Source organism: Streptococcus sp. HCA-5024 (genome assembly GCF_037890265.1).
Taxonomy (GTDB): Bacteria; Bacillota; Bacilli; order Lactobacillales; family Streptococcaceae; genus Streptococcus; species Streptococcus lingualis.
This window is the reverse complement of record NZ_JBBKBR010000001.1, coordinates 623,613-641,806: the sequence shown is the minus strand read 5'-3', so window position 1 is coordinate 641,806 and position 18,194 is coordinate 623,613. Positions and strand designations below refer to the sequence as shown.

Annotated in this window: 21 protein-coding genes and 1 riboswitch; of the genes, 16 read left to right on the top strand and 5 right to left on the bottom strand. The window is 42.3% G+C overall.

Going from position 1 to position 18,194, the window contains the following annotated elements; all coding sequences use genetic code 11:
• Nucleotides 1–76: 76 nt before the first annotated feature.
• From racE to yidD, 9 genes are read left to right on the top strand one after another with little or no spacing between them, the layout of a single operon-like run.
• Nucleotides 77–871: a glutamate racemase gene (racE, locus tag WKT08_RS03235; protein ID WP_070595334.1), complete on the top strand. Its 795-nt coding sequence runs from the start codon at nucleotides 77–79 to the stop codon at nucleotides 869–871.
• Complete coding sequence (locus tag WKT08_RS03230; RefSeq protein ID WP_340279972.1) at nucleotides 868–1,848, top strand: nucleoside-triphosphate diphosphatase; 981 nt, start codon at nucleotides 868–870, stop codon at nucleotides 1,846–1,848. The genes racE and WKT08_RS03230 overlap by 4 nt, the downstream gene beginning before the upstream one ends.
• A complete protein-coding gene (locus tag WKT08_RS03225; RefSeq protein WP_003008356.1) occupies nucleotides 1,821–2,342 on the top strand; it encodes a metallophosphoesterase in 522 nt (173 codons plus the stop codon). The genes WKT08_RS03230 and WKT08_RS03225 overlap by 28 nt, the downstream gene beginning before the upstream one ends.
• Nucleotides 2,339–2,800 carry a cyclic-di-AMP-binding protein CbpB gene (gene cbpB, locus WKT08_RS03220; protein WP_003008353.1) on the top strand — a complete coding sequence of 154 codons (462 nt, stop codon included), beginning with the start codon at nucleotides 2,339–2,341 and terminating at the stop codon, nucleotides 2,798–2,800. Before WKT08_RS03225 ends, cbpB begins: the two co-directional genes overlap by 4 nt.
• Nucleotides 2,797–3,528: a site-specific tyrosine recombinase XerD gene (gene xerD / locus WKT08_RS03215; RefSeq protein WP_009731506.1), complete on the top strand. Its 732-nt coding sequence runs from the start codon at nucleotides 2,797–2,799 to the stop codon at nucleotides 3,526–3,528. The genes cbpB and xerD overlap by 4 nt, the downstream gene beginning before the upstream one ends.
• Complete coding sequence (locus tag WKT08_RS03210; protein ID WP_024055478.1) at nucleotides 3,528–4,247, top strand: segregation/condensation protein A; 720 nt, start codon at nucleotides 3,528–3,530, stop codon at nucleotides 4,245–4,247. The genes xerD and WKT08_RS03210 overlap by 1 nt, the downstream gene beginning before the upstream one ends.
• On the top strand, nucleotides 4,231–4,800 hold the full coding sequence (scpB, locus tag WKT08_RS03205) for an SMC-Scp complex subunit ScpB (RefSeq protein ID WP_009731504.1): 570 nt from the start codon (nucleotides 4,231–4,233) through the stop codon (nucleotides 4,798–4,800). Before WKT08_RS03210 ends, scpB begins: the two co-directional genes overlap by 17 nt.
• Entirely contained in the window at nucleotides 4,790–5,521 is a 732-nt protein-coding gene (locus WKT08_RS03200; protein WP_003005375.1) for a pseudouridine synthase, read from the top strand. Before scpB ends, WKT08_RS03200 begins: the two co-directional genes overlap by 11 nt.
• A complete protein-coding gene (gene yidD, locus WKT08_RS03195; protein WP_049486129.1) occupies nucleotides 5,518–5,760 on the top strand; it encodes a membrane protein insertion efficiency factor YidD in 243 nt (80 codons plus the stop codon). The genes WKT08_RS03200 and yidD overlap by 4 nt, the downstream gene beginning before the upstream one ends.
• A gap of 223 nt (nucleotides 5,761–5,983) precedes the next feature.
• Here the strand turns inward: yidD and WKT08_RS03190 are convergent, their stop codons facing one another.
• A complete protein-coding gene (locus WKT08_RS03190; protein ID WP_201089530.1) occupies nucleotides 5,984–7,423 on the bottom strand; it encodes a TrkH family potassium uptake protein in 1,440 nt (479 codons plus the stop codon).
• Nucleotides 7,424–7,428: 5 nt separating this feature from the next.
• Nucleotides 7,429–8,784 (bottom strand): Trk system potassium transporter TrkA, encoded by a 1,356-nt coding sequence (gene trkA / locus WKT08_RS03185; protein ID WP_340279964.1) that lies wholly within the window; start codon nucleotides 8,782–8,784, stop codon nucleotides 7,429–7,431.
• Between the two features lie 333 nt (nucleotides 8,785–9,117).
• On the opposite strand from trkA, the gene WKT08_RS03180 reads away from it, so the two are divergent.
• From WKT08_RS03180 to WKT08_RS03150, 7 genes are all read left to right on the top strand, one after another.
• Complete coding sequence (locus WKT08_RS03180) at nucleotides 9,118–9,660, top strand: tRNA (cytidine(34)-2'-O)-methyltransferase (protein ID WP_024055209.1); 543 nt, start codon at nucleotides 9,118–9,120, stop codon at nucleotides 9,658–9,660.
• An 80-nt stretch (nucleotides 9,661–9,740) separates the two neighbouring features.
• Nucleotides 9,741–9,890: riboswitch (FMN riboswitch) on the top strand.
• A 202-nt stretch (nucleotides 9,891–10,092) separates the two neighbouring features.
• The gene (locus WKT08_RS03175) at nucleotides 10,093–10,665 is read left to right on the top strand and encodes an ECF transporter S component (RefSeq protein WP_324252899.1); all 573 of its coding nucleotides are present in this window, start codon (nucleotides 10,093–10,095) and stop codon (nucleotides 10,663–10,665) included.
• The gene (locus tag WKT08_RS03170; protein WP_201089534.1) at nucleotides 10,655–11,305 is read left to right on the top strand and encodes a phosphatase PAP2 family protein; all 651 of its coding nucleotides are present in this window, start codon (nucleotides 10,655–10,657) and stop codon (nucleotides 11,303–11,305) included. Before WKT08_RS03175 ends, WKT08_RS03170 begins: the two co-directional genes overlap by 11 nt.
• 57 nt (nucleotides 11,306–11,362) lie before the next feature.
• Nucleotides 11,363–12,322, top strand: coding sequence for a TIGR01212 family radical SAM protein (locus WKT08_RS03165; protein ID WP_195623401.1), 960 nt, complete (start codon nucleotides 11,363–11,365; stop codon nucleotides 12,320–12,322).
• Nucleotides 12,306–12,863, top strand: coding sequence for a tRNA (mnm(5)s(2)U34)-methyltransferase (locus WKT08_RS03160; protein WP_125826897.1), 558 nt, complete (start codon nucleotides 12,306–12,308; stop codon nucleotides 12,861–12,863). The genes WKT08_RS03165 and WKT08_RS03160 overlap by 17 nt, the downstream gene beginning before the upstream one ends.
• Nucleotides 12,856–13,110, top strand: coding sequence for a hypothetical protein (locus WKT08_RS03155; protein WP_023918874.1), 255 nt, complete (start codon nucleotides 12,856–12,858; stop codon nucleotides 13,108–13,110). Before WKT08_RS03160 ends, WKT08_RS03155 begins: the two co-directional genes overlap by 8 nt.
• A gap of 12 nt (nucleotides 13,111–13,122) precedes the next feature.
• Entirely contained in the window at nucleotides 13,123–15,177 is a 2,055-nt protein-coding gene (locus tag WKT08_RS03150; protein ID WP_340279956.1) for a cation:proton antiporter, read from the top strand.
• A gap of 211 nt (nucleotides 15,178–15,388) precedes the next feature.
• Here the strand turns inward: WKT08_RS03150 and WKT08_RS03145 are convergent, their stop codons facing one another.
• The 3 genes from WKT08_RS03145 to WKT08_RS03135 all read right to left on the bottom strand — a co-directional run bounded on the left by WKT08_RS03145 (nucleotide 15,389) and on the right by WKT08_RS03135 (nucleotide 18,089).
• Nucleotides 15,389–16,180 (bottom strand): ABC transporter ATP-binding protein, encoded by a 792-nt coding sequence (locus WKT08_RS03145; protein WP_340279954.1) that lies wholly within the window; start codon nucleotides 16,178–16,180, stop codon nucleotides 15,389–15,391.
• A 145-nt stretch (nucleotides 16,181–16,325) separates the two neighbouring features.
• Nucleotides 16,326–17,492 carry a tyrosine-type recombinase/integrase gene (locus WKT08_RS03140; RefSeq protein WP_340279952.1) on the bottom strand — a complete coding sequence of 389 codons (1,167 nt, stop codon included), beginning with the start codon at nucleotides 17,490–17,492 and terminating at the stop codon, nucleotides 16,326–16,328.
• Between the two features lie 90 nt (nucleotides 17,493–17,582).
• Complete coding sequence (locus WKT08_RS03135) at nucleotides 17,583–18,089, bottom strand: helix-turn-helix domain-containing protein (RefSeq protein WP_340279950.1); 507 nt, start codon at nucleotides 18,087–18,089, stop codon at nucleotides 17,583–17,585.
• Nucleotides 18,090–18,194 lie beyond the last annotated feature (105 nt).

The following is an 18,194-nucleotide window of genomic DNA, read 5'->3' as shown; positions in this document are numbered from 1 at the left end:
AGTGGGGCAATCTCACGATAATAAATGAGAGGGGCTTGGAGGAATTTCTTAGTCCCTCCTTTTGGAAGGAAGAGATATGGATAACCGACCGATTGGTTTTTTAGATTCTGGAGTAGGTGGCCTGACTGTTGTCCGCGAATTGCTCCGTCAGCTTCCTCACGAAGATGTCGTCTATATTGGAGATTCAGCGCGTGCACCTTATGGTCCTAGACCAGCAGACCAAATTCGCGAGTATACTTGGCAGATGGTGAACTTCCTTCTGACCAAAAATGTCAAGATGATTGTCTTAGCCTGTAATACAGCGACGGCAGTGGTTTGGGAAGAAGTCAAGGAGAAACTTGATATTCCCGTTTTGGGAGTGATCTTGCCCGGAGCTTCTGCAGCCATTAAATCGACGACCCATCAAAAAATTGGGGTCATTGGGACACCGATGACGGTTTCTTCTGGAATTTATAAAGAGAAGATTCAAAGTCTAGCACCAGACATGGAAGTCAGCAGTTTAGCTTGTCCCAAGTTTGTTCCTTTAGTGGAATCAAACGAGTTGGCATCCAGTGTGACCAAAAAGGTGGTTTATGAAACCCTAAAACCACTAGTTGGAAAGGTTGATACCTTGGTCTTGGGATGCACCCATTATCCCCTTTTAAAACCGATCATTCAAAATGTGATGGGACCGGATGTCAAATTGATTGATAGTGGGGCAGAGTGTGTTCGGGATATTTCCGTCTTATTAAACTATTTTGAGCTCAATAAGAGTCGCGAACTCTTAGAGCAGACCCACAGCTTTTATACCACTGCAAATGCCAATAGCTTTGCAGCGATTGCCGAAAAATGGCTAGAACGTTCAGTGAATGTGGAGCATGTAAATTTATGAGTGACAAACTATTTGAATACAAAGATCCCCAAGATTGGTATATTGCCCAATGGGGAGATGATGCAGACTACAACCAATTTAGTCAAGTACCTGCGGAAGCTTCCACTCTGTTAGATCAGCTGGAACTTCTCTTTGCCAAGGATCCTGAAGGATTCCCTCTCAATCTATCGGTGATGCGCTATGGTTCAGCCTTTCGTTTTCTGACCTTTTTGACCGAAATCTTGAATGAAGTCAAGGGAAGAGCTTTTGAGATCGTACAGCGTCAAGGAGCCTTGCTCTTGGTTGAAAAAGGGAAATTGCTTTACTTGCATTTGCCAAGTGATGGGGTGGATGTGGAAGCCTTCTTAGGTCAAGACAAGGTCAAAGATACGATTCTCATTGCGACTCGAAATGAGGGAAAAACCAAAGAATTCCGCAATATGTTTGAAAAGCTGGGCTTTGAAGTGGAAAATCTCAATCAATACCCAGAGCTTCCAGAAGTCGAAGAGACAGGGATGACCTTTGAAGAGAATGCCCGCCTAAAAGCTGAAACCATTGCAGAGCTAACTGGGAAAACAGTCTTAGCGGATGATTCAGGTTTGAAGGTGGATATCTTGGGAGGCTTACCAGGAGTTTGGTCAGCTCGCTTTGCGGGAGTTGGTGCGACAGATGCGGAAAACAATGCGAAATTGTTGCACGAATTGGCCATGGTTTTTGACTTGAAAGATCGTTCAGCTCAGTTCCATACGACCTTGGTGGTTGCAAGACCAGGCAAGGAAAGCCTAGTGGTGGAAGCAGATTGGCCAGGGTATATTAATTTTGAGCCCAAAGGGGAACATGGCTTTGGCTATGACCCTCTCTTCTTAGTTGGGGAAACGGGCCGTGCTGCTGCTGAATTAACGCTAGAAGAAAAAAATACACAATCACATCGTGCTTTAGCTGTTAAAAAGTTATTGGAGGTATTTCCATCATGGCAAAGCAAACAATCATCGTTATGAGTGACTCGCATGGAGACCGCTCCATTGTTGAAGCTATTAAAGAAAAATACCTAGGTCAGGTCGATGGGATCTTTCACAATGGGGATTCTGAACTAAAAAGTGACGATCCTGTCTGGGAAGGGATCCACGTTGTCCAAGGAAATATGGATTTTTATGATGGCTATCCGGAACGCTTGGTGACCCAACTAGGGCCGACACGGATCATCCAGACCCATGGGCATCTCTTCCAGATCAATTTTAGTTTTCAAAAATTGGATCTGTGGGCCCAAGAGGAGGAAGCAGATATCTGTCTATACGGCCACCTTCATATCCCAGATGCTTGGAAGGAAGGAAGAACCCTCTTTGTGAATCCTGGATCCGTTAGTCAACCACGTGGTCTGATTCGAGAGTGTTTGTATGCCAAGATAGAGATTACCGATTCGAACTTCAAGGTAGAGTATTATACGCGAGATCATGAATTGTACCCTGAATTGACAAAGGAGTTTAGCAGATGATAGCAAAGGAATTTGAACGTTTCTTGCTGGCGCAGGAAGAGACGTTCTTAACTCCTGCCAAAAATTTAGCGGTCTTGATTGATACCCACAATGTAGACCATGCGGTCTTGCTGTTGAGCCAGATTAGCTATAGTCGCATCCCAGTAGTAACGGATGAACGCAAGTTTGTGGGGACGATCTCCCTAACGGATATTCTATCTTATCAATTGAAACACGAGATTCCTGAGGAGACTTTTGCTTCGATGGATATCGTAGACGTTGCAAAGAAGGAGGTCGGGGTCATCGGCTTAGACTTCAATTTGACAGAAGTCCTTCACAAGTTAGTGGATGACTCCTTCTTATCAGTGGTGGATGAAGAAGGGTATTTCCAAGGGATTATTACGCGGAAATCGATCCTCAAAGCCATCAATTCGCTCATGCATAATTTTTCAAATGAATACGAGATGATTCCAAAATGAAAGAATTTATTGCAAGTTTTATTGATCAAAAAGAACTAAGTGAAAATTCTCAGTCAGCCTATTTCTATGATTTGGACCAATTTATTGAATCAATTCATGGAAAAGTGACGCCGACGAATTTGAGAATTTACCAAGCTTCGATAAAAGATTTTAAACCGGCGGTTCAAAAACGAAAATTATCCGCTGTTAACCAATTTTTATATTATTTGTATCAAGAACGCTTTATTTCTGAATACCATCGTTTGGTCTTGCCTAAAATTCAACCGGCCAAGACCCATGATCGTGAATTGTTGGATCTGACCCATTTTTGGGAAGAATCAACCAATCCACAGGGACGATTGATGGCCTTATTGATTCTGGAGATGGGCTTATTGCCAAGTGAGATCCTCCAAGTCAAGGTCGAAGATATTCAGCTGGACTTTCATGTCATTCGAGTGGGCAAAGATGGCCAAAAACGGGTTTTAAAAGTTCCAGAGCCTTTACTGGATGAGTTGCAACTCTTCCTAGATGGTATTTATCTCTTTGATAATAAAGGAAAATCATACTCTCGTCAGTGGGGATTCCGACAATTAGAAGCCTTCTTGATCGAAAAAGGCAACCAAGACCTTTCGGCACAATCGATTCGTGAGCAGTATATTTTGAAACAACGGGAACTCGGTGTGGATCTCTTTAGTATTGCGCGTGAATTGGGCCTAAAAACCATGGTGACATTAGAAAAATATAAATAATGGATATTAAAATTAAAGATTTTGAAGGGCCTTTGGACCTCTTGCTCCACTTGGTCTCTAAATACCAGATGGATATCTATGAGGTCCCCTTGATTGAGGTGATCGAACAGTACCTGGCTTATCTAGCGACTCTCCAAGCTATGAAACTAGAGGTAGCTGGGGAATACATGCTGATGGCTAGTCAATTAACCCTGATCAAGAGTCGTAGACTTCTTCCTAAGGTCGCAGAGGAGATGGATGAAGCAGAGGATCTAGAGCAGGACCTCCTTTCTCAATTGGAAGAGTACCGTACTTACAAGCAATTAGGAGAGTTGATGGCCTCGCAGCACGAGGAGCGCGCCCTCTATTATTCGAAACCAAAGATGGAATTGGTCTATGACGATACCGAATTACTTCATGATCGCACCACGGTGGATCTCTTCTTGGCTTTCTCAAAACTATTGACCAAGAAAAAAGAAGAATTCCGCCAGAACCATACAACCATTGTAAAGGATGAATACAAGATTGAGGATCTGATGGACCAGCTGCGTCACCGATTCCACGATCGCTCACAAGTTCTCTTGCAGGACTTGTTTCTAGAAGCAGCGGATCTCCAAGAGGTCATTACCTTATTTCTTGCAACCCTTGAATTAATCAAGATTCAAGAGGTCACGGTGGTACAGGATAGGGCTTTTGGAGAAATTTACTTAAATAGGATTGAACATGAGCAAATTAGCTGAAATTGAAGCACTCTTATTTGTAGCGGGTGAAGAAGGAATTACTGCCAGACAAATCGCAGATCTTCTCTCTTTACCCCCAACAGGTGTGGTGCAAAGTTTAGAAAAATTAAGCCAAAAATACCAGGAGGATACAGATACCAGTCTCTGTTTGATGGAGACAGCTTCCCGTTATAAATTGGTGACAAAGGCAGACTACGCTTCGGTTTTACGAGACTATTCTAGAACGCCTATGAACCAAAGTTTGTCTCGGGCTGCCCTTGAAACCTTATCAATCATTGCTTATAAGCAACCGATCACCCGCGTGGAGGTCGATGATATTCGAGGCGTCAATTCCAGTGGGGCCATTACCAAACTACTGTCATTTGATCTGATCCGCGAAGATGGAAAAAAAGAAGTCCTCGGGCGTCCTAATTTGTATGTCACGACGGAGTATTTTTTGGATTATATGGGGATCAATCATTTGGAGGAATTGCCAAAGGTTGAGGAAGTGGATATCGATCCAGAAGAAGGTCAATTATTTTCAGAGAGAACAGAGGAACTAGATGAGAATTAACAAATATATTGCCCATGCAGGCGTGGCTAGTCGTCGCAAGGCCGAAGAACTGATCAAGCAAGGCTTGGTGACGGTCAATGGCCAAGTTGTGCGTGAATTAGCGACTATCATTAAAACCGGTGATCAGGTTGAAGTAGAAGGGACTCCAATCTATAACGAAGAAAAGGTCTATTATCTTTTAAATAAGCCACGTGGCGTCATCTCTAGTGTATCAGATGATAAAGGGCGGACAACAGTCGTTGACCTTTTATCTCAAGTACCAGAGCGCATCTACCCAGTGGGACGTTTGGACTGGGATACATCTGGTGTCTTGATTTTGACCAATGATGGTGATTTTACAGATGAGATGATTCACCCGCGCAATGAAATTGATAAGGTCTATGTGGCGCGTGTCAAAGGGATTGCCAATAAGGAAAACTTGCGTCCCTTGACGCGAGGGGTGACCATTGATGGAAAGAAAACCAAGCCAGCGACTTACGAGATTTTAAAAGTCGATGTTGAAAAGAACCGTTCAGTGGTTCAGTTGACCATTCATGAAGGGCGTAACCACCAGGTTAAAAAGATGTTTGAAGCGGTGGGACTTTTAGTGGATAAACTCTCCCGGACCCAGTTTGGAAATTTGGACGTCTCAGGGCTACGTCCGGGTGAATACCGTCGCTTGAACAAAAAAGAAATCAGCCAACTGCACAATCTAGCAGTAACTAAATCTAAAAAAGCATGAAAACAATCCTAATTGCACTGGTCAGAGGCTATCAAAAATGGATTTCTCCCCTATTTCCGCCTTCTTGTCGCTTTCAACCGACCTGTTCCAATTATATGATCCAAGCGATTGAACGTTTTGGTGTGAAAGGTGTCTTGATGGGGATTGCGAGGATTCTACGTTGCCATCCTGGAACCAAAGCAGGACCGGACCCCTTGCCAGACCATTTTAGTCTGAAGCGAAATGAAGAATCAAAATAGGACGATCGCAAATAAACAGAAACGAGGCTGGGACAAAAGTCCTAGCCTCTCAATTATTTTTGGATTGTCGAGCAAGACGCAGTGGTTGAGTGGGCTCTACTACGCTAATTTCATCAGCTTTTACAGCCCTACTCAACTGTGCGGAGGTGGGACGACGAAATCGAATTCTAACGAATTACCGATTTCTGTCCCACTCTCGTTGATTTTGTACTAGAGTTGTCTATCAGCGTTTAGACCATGTTTTAGGGAGGAAGAGTAGAATCATTGGATAGATTTCAAGCCGTCCGGCAATCATGGCTAAGGAAAGTAACAGTTTTGAAATCGGACTAAAGATGGAGAAGGTTTGACCTGTTCCAATCATAGGTCCAATGTTGTTGAAACAACTAAAGACAGCGCTGACAACCGTCATGAAGTTATTATTGTCTAGACTGACTACAAAGAGTAGGCCGATCGTGATAAAACTGTATATTGTAAAGTACTTGAGGATCTGATGCTGTGTATCCTTATCCAATACCGTATCATTGACATGCAAGGTCAGAACGCGATTCGGAGACAAGGTCGAAAGAACCTGATTTTTTGCGATTCGCCATAAGGTCAAGCACCGAATGACTTTAAGCCCCCCAGCGGTCGATCCAGCAGAACCACCGATGACCATCAGCATCAAGAGGATAAACTGAGAAAAGAGAGGCCATTTTTCCGTCGTTCCATAACCAAAACCGGTAGTGGTGATGATATTGGAAACTTGGAAGAAGGAAATCTCAAAACTCTTAGCGACATTGGCATAGAGATGAAGGACATTGTAGGCGATCAAGACACTGGACACGAGGACGATGGTGATGTAGGTCCGCAATTCCTCATCTTTAAAGAAGGCCTTGAATTTTCGGATCATGAGGAAGTAGTAGAGGTTAAAGTTAACCCCGAAGACTAAAACCCCGATACTGACCAAATAGGTGATTAAACTACTATTGTAGTGGGCAATTCCGTCGTTAAAAACGGTAAAGCCCCCGGTTCCAGCCGTCCCCATGGCGATGACAAAACTATCATAAAGGGGCATGCCAGCAAGGAAATAAAGAACCACAAAAAGGAAGAACAAGCCCAAGTACAAGAAGTAGAGGATTTGAGCTGTGTTTTTTAATTTGGAAACGACCTTGCCAAACACTGGACCAGGAACCTCCGCCTTCATGACTTCAAGGTGGCTGTTCTTATTATTGTCCATAATGGCAAGGGCGAAGACCAATACTCCCATCCCTCCAATTAAGTGGGTGAAACTGCGCCAAAAGAGGAGAGAATGGCTGAGGGCACCTACATCATCTAAAATCGTTGCCCCTGTTGTTGTAAAGCCAGAGCTGACTTCAAAAAAGGCGTCGATAATGTTGGGGATTTGCCCCGAAAAGACAAAGGGAAGGGCACCAAAGAAGGACCAGAGGATCCAACAGAGTGCTACAATCAGGACTCCTTCTTTAGCATAGATGTGAAAGTCCTTTGGTTTGTGAAAACTACCAAGGAGCCCCAGCCCAAGTAAGATGGCCATGGTTGCCCCAATTGAGACAAAAACCTTGGCAGGTTCCTGATAGATTGCAGCGACCACTAAGGGAACGATCAGGAGCGCTGCCTCGATTAAGAGGAGCTTGGACAAGAGGTAACGAATCATGCTTCTATTCATCAGGTTTACCTCTCAACTAAATCGTAGATTTTAGTGACATTTTGAATCAAGGTGGTTACGATAATCCGATCTCCTACCATCAAACGGTCATCTCCATTTGGGAAAATAGCCTTGCCGTCTCGAATAATGGCAGCGATCAAGACGCCTTTTTTCAATTTCAATTCAGAGAGGGGATATTGGGTTAGTTTATTGTCTTCCTTAATTTGGAACTGCAAGGTTTCAATCCGGCCGTTTGCGACATGGTGCAAGGCTTCTAGGTTTGAGAACTGTGCATTGTAGCGTCCACGAATAAAGTGCATAATGGTATCTACAGCGATGCGTTTTGGCGTAACGATACTGGTCATATCTTGATCGCCAATGATCTCCAACAGACTAGTTCGGTTGACCTTGGTAATGTTCTTTTTGACTCCGACAGAATTTAAGAACATGGAGGTGATGATGTTTTCTTCATCGACCCCTGTCAAAGTAGCCACAGCATCGAAGTTATTGGCACTCTCTTCTAAAAGAATGTCTTTAGCAGTTCCGTCTCCATGGACGACATAGAGATCAGGAAATTCCTGGCTAAAGAATTCCGCTCGTTCACGATTGACTTCTAAAACCTTGAGATCGATCTTGCGGCGCACATCTTGAAGAATATTGAGTAGGTAGTAGGCAATTTTCCCAGCACCAATGATCATCATGCTCTTAATGACTTGAGGACGAACATTGTTGTGGAAAAGAACGACCTCGATCCGGTTACCTGTTACGAAAATCTTGTCTTGAGGTTGCAAGACAAAATCCCCGTTTGGAATGGTGAGTTCGTTGCCACGCTCGATTGCGCAAATAATGACATTTCCGTATTTCTTCCGGAATTGGGAGAGGCTCATATTGCAGAGATTGCTATCTGGCTTGATCTTAAATTCCATCAAGGCTACCCGACCATTGGCAAAATGCTCCACAGAAAGGGCATTTGGGAAGTCAATGATATTGGCAATATAACGTGCTGTCAGCAATTCCGGATTGACAACTAGGGAGAAGCCCAAGATATTTTTTTCCTTGAAGTAGGAATTAGAATATTCCGGATTCCGTACCCGAACGATGGTCTCTTTGGCTCCCATTTTTTTAGCCAAAACAGCAGAGACCATATTCACTTCATCGTACTCGGTCATGGAAATGAAGATGTCGCAGTCTTCAACATCCGCTTGCTCCAAGATCTTGAAATTTGCCCCATTTCCTAAAATTCCAATGATATCAAATCGTTTGGTAATATGGTTAAGAACGGATTCGTCTTTTTCGATCAAAATAACATCGTGGTTTTCAGCAACGAGAGAACGACAAAGGGCCGTTCCGACCTTTCCTCCACCAACAACAATAATTTTCATAGAATACCTCCAGAGTATGCTTCTATCATACTCTATTTTCAAGAAAAATTCATCTTTTTTAAGGATTTTCTGGTGGAATTTTGAGAAGCTAAGAACAAGTAGGAAAAATCGTCAAAAGAGTAGAACGAGGAGGGATTGAAAACTTTGGTAAAGTTTCTTAAAAAAATCTAAAAAAACTATTGACAGGAGCTTCAAAAGTGTTATACTTAGAAAGTACCTTCGTTGATTTACCTCAAACCTGTTGTGAGTTAAGTTAATGAAGCTGTAACCACGCTGTTTGCTGAGCTTGACTCCGGGCAGTGTGGCTATTTTTTTATCAGAAAGAGATCGAGTATGAATATTGAAGAACTGGACTACCAAGAGTCAGCTGCTCAAAACCACATCGTCTTGTTCCAACCTCAGATTCCACAAAATACGGGAAATATTGCACGGACTTGTGCGGCGACCAATTCCCCCTTGCATATCATACGACCCATGGCTTTTCCGATCGATGATCGCAAAATGAAGCGAGCAGGACTCGATTATTGGGACAAGCTGGATGTCCGTTTTTATGATAGCCTAGAAGAGTTTATGGAAGCAGCGAGCGATGGTCAGGTACACCTAGTGTCCAAGTTTGCAAATCAGACCTATTCGGACGTTTCTTATCAGGATGGGAAGTCCCATTATTTCTTGTTTGGACGCGAGGATAAAGGATTGCCGGAAGAATTTATGCGCCAGCACGAAGAGAAGGCCATTCGCATTCCGATGAATGATGAGCATGTCCGTAGTTTAAATGTCTCCAATACCGTCTGTATGATTGTCTATGAGGCACTCCGCCAGCAAGGTTTTAAGGGGCTGGAGTTGAGCCATCGTTATGAGCACGACAAGCTCAAATAAGAACGAAAAATTAAAACCCGAACGATGTAATCCATGACGTTACAAAAACTTGCCTAGGCAAGTTTTTTTTGTTATCATAAAAGGGTCTTCAGGGCAGGGTGTAATTCCCGACCGGCGGTGACTTTTACGAGGAAATGTTCTTTTCCATACTCTAAAAGAAGTCCGCGAGCGCAAGCTGATGTGGTGTGACTCCACAACCGACAGTATAGTCTGGATGGGAGAAGACGAGAGACGAATAGACTGACAGCTATTCTGATCTGTTTAGAGTTGATGCATGGGAATAGTACCTTGGAGTCTAAGACTGACTAACGGCATGTTTCGATGGAGACCAGCTAAAGTAACTAGAATAGTTTCTAGTTTAAGCTTTGTTTAAATAGTTTAGAGTAGAATGATGGAGTAGACGTCTTTCCAGCTTCTCTAATTTTTAAAAAATTGGAGGAACCTGTTATGACAAATACACGTAAACTGACCCTAGTGGCTGTTTTATCCGCTTTATCTTTTATTTTGATGTTCTATCAATTTTCTTTCTTGATAGATTTCTTCAAAATTGATTTGAGTATCATCGCCATTTTGTTGGCCTTGGTCCTGTTGGACTTTAAAAGTGCCGTTTGGGTGACCTTGATCCGATCTGTTCTTAAATTAGCCCTTAATAATAAGGGGCTTGAAACCTTGATCGGATTACCAATCAATATCATTGGTGTTCTTGTTTTTGTCCTTGCTTTTGCTTGGATTTGGAACAAAGAACGGACCCATGGTCGATTTGTCCTGGCAACGATTGTTGGAACGATCAGCTTGAGTATCACGATGGTGTTGGTGAACTATGTCTATGCAATCCCTTTGTATGCTCGTTTTATGAACTATGATATTTCGAAAACACTAGGGCTTGTCCACTATTTAGCCGCAATGGTTGCACCGTTTAACCTGATCGAAGGGGTGATTTGGGCCATCGCATTTGGGTTGATCTATACCTTATTGCAACCGATTTTGAAAAAATATGAAAAATAAACAACAACATTGGGCGAAGGCAAGCTTCGCCCTTCTCATTTTTGTGATTCTCGGGTATGTGATTCGCTTTTACCCGCAACAATTAACAGGCTTTGATAGCACCATTCAATCTGCTATTCGAGGCGATCTGCCTGCAGCACTGACGGCCTTCTTTACCAAGGTGACCCACGTCATGGATACCAAGATCATTGTCATCTGGGTGTGTCTTCTGCTAGCGGTCTTTGGTTACAAGAAATGGTACAGTGAAGCTCTTTTTCTTGGAAGCAATCTGGTATTGACTGGTCTTTTGGTTCTTCTTCTAAAGAATATCTACCAGAGATCGAGACCAAGTATTCTTCATCTAGTAGAGGAAAAAGGCTTTTCTTTCCCGAGTGGTCATTCACTGGCGTCTACCCTTGTTTTGGGAAGTTTGATCATCATCATCGGCCAACATGTAAAAAATAAAACAGCCCGCTATTGCCTTCAAGGCTTGCTGCTTCTGGGAATTGTGACCATTGTGGTTTCCCGCGTTTATGTTGGGGTCCACTATCCATCAGACGTTCTTGGCAGTATGATTTTGGGTCTTGCTGTCTTACAGTTTGAGTATCCCTTGTATGATCGCTTGCGATTTCAATGGCGCTTTACAGGCAAGCAAAAATAAGCATCTAACAACTAGGAGTTGAACTCGCGTTTTGAGTTCGACTCTTTTTTTGCTATAATGAAGGGTATGAAATCCTACAATACCTTGAATGATTATTATCGAACCTTATTTGGAGAAAAGACTTTTAAAGTCCCTATTGATGCAGGCTTTGATTGTCCCAATCGAGACGGAACAGTCGCCCATGGTGGCTGTACTTTTTGTACGGTCTCGGGTTCAGGAGATGCCATTGTGGCCCCAGAAGCTCCGATTCGAGAACAGTTTTACAAAGAGATTGATTTTATGCATCGGAAATGGCCAGATGTGAAGAAGTACCTGGTCTATTTTCAAAATTTCACCAATACCCACGATAAAGTGGAAGTCATTCGAGAGCGGTATGAACAGGCCATCAATGAACCAGGAGTGGTAGGAATCAACATTGGTACGCGTCCGGACTGTTTACCAGATGAGACCTTAGCCTACCTAGCAGAGCTGACAGAGCGCATGCATGTGACGATCGAGTTGGGGCTTCAGACGACTTATGAAGCGACTTCTGAATTGATCAATCGGGCCCATAGTTATGATCTCTATGTTGAAACAGTCAAGCGTATTCGCAAACGGGTCCCCAAGGCAGAGATCGTATCCCATTTGATCAATGGCCTTCCTGGGGAGACGCATGAGATGATGGTGGAAAATGTCCGCCGTTGTGTGACCGATAATGAAATTGATGGCATCAAGTTACACCTCTTGCATTTGATGACCAATACACGGATGCAACGGGACTATCATGAAGGACGACTTCAACTCATGAGCCAGGAGGAGTATGTCAAGGTCATCTGTGACCAGTTGGAGATCATCCCCAAACACATTGTCATCCACCGGATTACAGGGGACGCGCCAAGGGATATGTTGATTGGCCCTATGTGGAGCCTCAACAAATGGGAAGTCCTAAACGCCATTGAAACTGAAATGCGTCGGCGTGGAAGTACCCAAGGATGTAAGCTAGAAGAAAAGGAGACTGCTGATGCTTCGACCACTTGAAATGGCCCATCAATTTTTAGCAGAAGTCATCACCAAAGAAGATGTGGTGGTGGATGCGACCATGGGAAATGGACATGATACGGCCTTTTTAGCCCAACTTGCAGGCCAGGTCTATGCCTTTGATATTCAAGAACAAGCACTTGTAAATACCCGAGAACGATTGGAAAAGTTGGGTCTTCAACATGTCCGGTTGATTTTGGATGGCCACCAGCATGTGGACCAATATGTGGAGACCCTCAAAGCAGCTATTTTTAATCTGGGGTATCTGCCATCTGCAGATAAGTCGGTCATTACTCTTCCTGCTACCACGATTGAAGCGATGGAGAAAATTTGTGCTCGCCTAGAAAAAGGTGGGCGAATGGCTATTATGATCTATTATGGTCATGAAGGAGGAGACATCGAGCGTGATGCAGTGCTGGACTTTGTCAGTCAGCTCCCTCAAAAAGACTATACAGCGACCATCTACCGGACACTGAATCAAGTGAATCAGCCACCCTTTTTGGTCATGATCGAAAAATTAGAAAGCTACCGTCATGGATAAAGAATATTTAAAGAATAAAATCGAAGGATTGAGACATCATTTTGTCGAATCAACCATCCACGAGCGTGCAATAGGTTTTTATGATGAAGCCCATATGACCAAAAAGATGCTCAAAATAAAAAAGAAATTGGTTTCGCTTGAGATGGAACGGTGCCAAAAGAAGATTGAGCACAAGGATGTAACCAAGACAGACCAAAAGATTGCGGAGTTAAAACAGCAATTTGAGACCTGTTGCCAAGAACGCTAAGGAGGGAGTGATATGGAACTACTCCTTTATGCAGTGATCTTTTCGATGATTTTGATCGTCTCAAATGCCACGAATAAACTTGTGCCGAGCCTTCCTCTGCCCTTGATTCAAATTTTACTAGGGATTGGTTGGGCCCTCTTTGTGCCAGAAGAAAATTTTCATCTGGATACCGAGCTTTTTCTGGCCTTGGTCATTGGCCCTCTCTTATTTCGAGAAGCAGAAGAAGCAGATATTACTTCTGTCTTGAAACACTGGCGGGTCATCCTCTATTTGATTTTTCCAGTGATTTTTATCTCAACCATCAGTTTGGGATGGGTAGCTCACTCCTTGTGGCTGAGCCTTCCTTTAGCAGCCTGTATGGCCGTAGGGGCAGCTCTAGGTCCAACAGACTTAGTAGCCTTTGCTTCCCTGTCTGAGCGCTTTACCTTTCCAAAGCGGGTTTCGAATATCTTAAAAGGAGAAGGGTTACTAAATGATGCCTCAGGTCTAGTTGCCTTTCGAGTGGCCTTGGCAGCCCTTGCGACCGGAAGTTTCTCCCTTGGACAGGCAGGGATTTCCTTAGGAATCTCCATTATAGGAGGATTTGCGGTGGGGATCTTGACGGCCTTTGTGAACCGTTGGCTGCAAACCTTACTCTTGAGTGTTCGCGCTAGTGATATTGCCAGTGAATTGTTATTAGAACTGAGTCTCCCACTGTTGACCTTCTTCCTAGCAGAAGAACTCCATGTCTCTGGTATCATTGCAGTAGTTGTGTCAGGAATCCTAAAAGCCAGTCGCTTTAAGCACATTACCCTCCTTGAAGCGCGGGTAGATACTGTGAGTCATACTGTCTGGAATACGGTCAACTTTATCTTAAATGGGTCGGTCTTTGTCATCTTAGGAATGGAATTGGAAATGATTTCCAAGCCCATCTTAAGTAGTCCCATTTACAATAATCTTCTTTTAGTTCTTTCTGTCTTTCTGTTGACAGCCTTGCTCTTTTTGATTCGTTTTGTCATGGTTTACCTCTTTTATTGGTTCCGAACGGCTCGACTAAAAAAATCGTTGAGAAATTATCTAAAAGATGCCTTATTGCTGACCTTTTCAGGTGTGAAGGGAACGGTTTCGATTGCGACGATTCTTTTGATTCCAACCAAGATCGAAAAAGAATACCCCATCCTACTCTTTTTAGTGGCAGGAGTTACCCTTGTCAGCTTTATTGCTGGCTTAGTGGTACTTCCAAAATTATCAGAAGAAAAGGAAGAAACCAATGACTACCTGATGCAGATCGCGATTTTAAATGATGTCGTCATGGAATTAGAAGCAGACCTAAAGAATAGCAAGCACAAGGGGCCCTTGTATGCGGCAATTGATAACTACCATGGTCGCATAGAAAACTTGATTCTAGGCCAAGAAAACAGGCTCATTCAAAAGGACTGGGAACAGTTGAAGCTCCTGATTTTGAGTATTGAAAGTGACGGCTTGGAACAAGCCTATGAAGAAGGGAAGATTCGAGAGCGGGGCTACCGCGTCTACCAACGCTATCTTCGCAATATGGAGCAACGTGTCAATCGCAATCTTTCGTCTCGTTTAACCTATTACCTCTTGGTGTCTTTCCGTCTCTTGCGTTTATTAGTTCATGAGATCTTAACTTTTGGGTCTGGCTTGCGAAACTGGTGGACCCGAGAAGACAGTAAGTTAGAGGCCATTGATTATGACCAGATTGCGGCCCTTTATCTGGCCAATACGGAAATCATTATCGAAAGTTTGGAAGACCTCAAGGGGATTTATCGGAGCAGTTTGATCTCTTATCTGCAAGAATCTCGTCTGAGAGAGACAGCTATTATTACGAGTGGGGCCTTTGTGGAGCGTGTTATTAATCGCGTGAAGCCAAATAATATCGATGAAATGTTGAGAGGCTATTATTTGGAGCGTAAGATTATTTTTGAATATGAAGCGCAACACCTGATTACCGCCAAGCAAGCGCGCCGTATGCGACAAAATGTCAATGAATTAGAAAGCTATTCCCTAAGAGAAAGTGCCAATACGCTTCCATACGATTTAATCGAGTATGCACGGAATCGTTGAGATAAGAGTAAAAGAGGCTGGGACAAAAGTCCTAGCCTCTCAATTATTTTTGGATTGTCGATCAAGACGCAGTGGTTGAGTGGACTCTACTACGCTGATTTCATCAGCTTTTACAGCCCTACTCAACTGTGCGGAGGTGGGACGACGAAATCGAATTCTAACGAATTACCGATTTCTGTCCCACTCTCTTTTTGCTTTATTCATTTTCTTTTCAGTGTGCGATTTCTGGTTTGACAAAGAGTCGCTCATCACCAAGATCAATAAGGGATACTGGTGCTTCATAAAATTGGCTAAGGACATGAGGAGTTAGGATCTTTTCCTTTGGTCCTTGCTCGACCACTTGGCCATGTTTGAGTAAGAGGACATGGGTCATGTCTGTTGTAATTTCCTCGGCATGGTGGGTGACGTAGATCATGGTAGGCGCGTGATCCAGTTGTTTGATATGATGGATCTGACGGAGGAGCTTTTCTCTGGCAAAGAGATCCAATCCACTAGAAGCTTCGTCAAAAATGATCAGATCTGGCTGGTCCATGAGGCTTCGTGCAATGAGAACGGTCTGCTTTTCTCCCTGGGAGAGCTCACGGTATTTGCGGCCGATCAAAGAGCTAGCCCCAATTGAAGTTAGCATATCCCGTGCCCAGTTCAGTTCTTCCTCCCCGTATGCAGCATATAAGATACTACTCTTGTATTGACCAGTTAGGACAATTTGCTCTGTCAAAAGATGTTCTGGCAGTCTTTCTGAAATAAAGGAGCTAACGATCCCAATACGCTTACGTAACTCAGGAATACCCCCTTCTCCAAAGCGGGTTCCAAGGACCGTTACCTGGCCAGAACTAGCCCAGTATTCAGACATGAGGAGTTTGAGGAGGGTCGATTTTCCTGCTCCATTTAAGCCTAAAATCGCCCAACATTCATTTTCTTTTACTTGCCAGTTAATCTCTTTTAAAAGGGCTTTTCCATTGCGGATCAAATTGACGTCTTCTAGTTCAATCAAATTATTCATAACTTCATCCTTTTGATTAAAATCCCCTTTATTCTATCATAAAATCTTTTAATTTAAAGATAGAATTGTCAGAAAGCCCATTGTTATAGGGTTTCTTGCTTGTCGTAATACGTTGTATTCTGACTTTGTTCAGTTATTTGTTCAGTTACAAACTCCCTAGAGCTGTTTCATAGAATGAAACGGCTTTTTTTGCACTCTCTTTTGAGAGGTGACTGTATGTGTCCATTGTCATGGATAAGGTGGAGTGTCCTAGTCGGTGCTGGAGTTCTTTATATGGTATTCCAGCATTTAATAACAAACTAGCGTGAGTGTGGCGGAAACCATGGAAACCAATATTAGGCACTTTAGCACGTTTAAAATGTGTTTTTAATCTTGTAAAAAGAGTACTGTTATTCGGGTATTCATGGATAAAATCTGAAAAGACTACTTTTTCAGTTCGTCCTATCTTCCAAGCCTCTTGGGTTTGTCTACGTTTGTACTGTTTTAATATTGTAACCGTTTTGGGGTCAATATCGATATCACGGTAACTAGTTTTTGATTTAGGACTATTCACCTCTTGCATACGGTTTAGTGTCTTTGTAACGTGAACTACAGCTCTATCTAGATCAATATCAGACCATTCCAGCGCCAACGCTTCATTAATACGGCAACCAGTAGCAAGTAGGAAGTTGTAAAGTGTTTTCTCGTAAAAATAGCGGTATCTATCACTATCCAAGTTGTCCAGATAATCTAAAAATGTTTTTAACTCAATGTTATCAAAGTGTTTAATCTTTTGGCACTTTTCTTTCTGGGTATTTCTTGGGAGAATGACCTCACGGGCTGGGTTGAATGGTATAGCTTTCATAACTACACCATATTGTAAGATACGCTTGTTTACAGTATGGATTTTCTCATAGTGTAAATAAGCCCCTTGCTCCCCGTTATTTGTCTTTCCAGCTAATTTGTTAATTATGTTTTGAATTAGTGGAGTGGTTAGTTTATCCAGCTTATAACCCCCGAATAATGGCAGGATATGTTTATTTAAAATCTTACTCATATTGCCTTGAGTATTTGGTTTTACTGTATGCTTATAGCTTTCCCACCATAATTCAGCGAGTTCTTTATATGTTTTAATTGTCGCTTCTTTGAATCTAGTAGAACCATTTTGAATGAAGTCTATTTCAGCTTCTTTGGCTTTCTGCTTGACCTCTTTTTTAGTTCTAGCTGTAATACTAGTTTTTACATCTTTTCCCGTTACTCGGTCAATCCCTAAGTAAATGTTAGCACGGTATACAGTTGTACCGTCTTTCTTTTTATGTTCTGTAATTTTCATGATCGAAAACCTTTCTAATTCATCAGCAGGCAAGCCGTGTTATAGGTTTTAGAAAGTTTTCGATAGTATTTGTTATGATGAAAAGATTATTTAATCTGTACTTGTGTCTTCAACAAGTAATGAGTATCCATTTTTAGCCAAATCGTTATATATTTCATCTATTCTGTGCGACATCATGAGGTCGTATGACATATAAGCTCCCCAATAATTGTCTTCATTATTTAAATTCATAGATTGGATAAGATTGAAAACGTCTGTTACTTGATAATCACTAATAACAATATCTAATTCTTTTAAACAATTGACAAAGGTTTGCAGATCTTTTTCTTTATTCCTTTTTTCAGAGTATACCCTAATTTGACCTTTATAATCAAGTTCTATTCTTTCATCATCATATATTTTTCTATCATTTGTGTATCCCAACAAATATCCTACGCTTACTCCAAAGAAATCGGCTAATTGTTTTGCTTTCTCAGGTTTTATTTGCCTTTCTCCATTTTCCCACCTCAAGATAGTAATTTTAGAAACTCCAATTTCATGAGCCAATTCGTCTTGAGTGAGCTTTTTTTCTTTGCGTAAAATTTTCAATCTATTCATAGTTTACATTCCTTTCGTAACTGATTATATCCTAAAATTTAAAAAGTATCAATAAATGATACATTTTTTTGAAATAAATAGTTGACAATTATCCAAAACGGATAT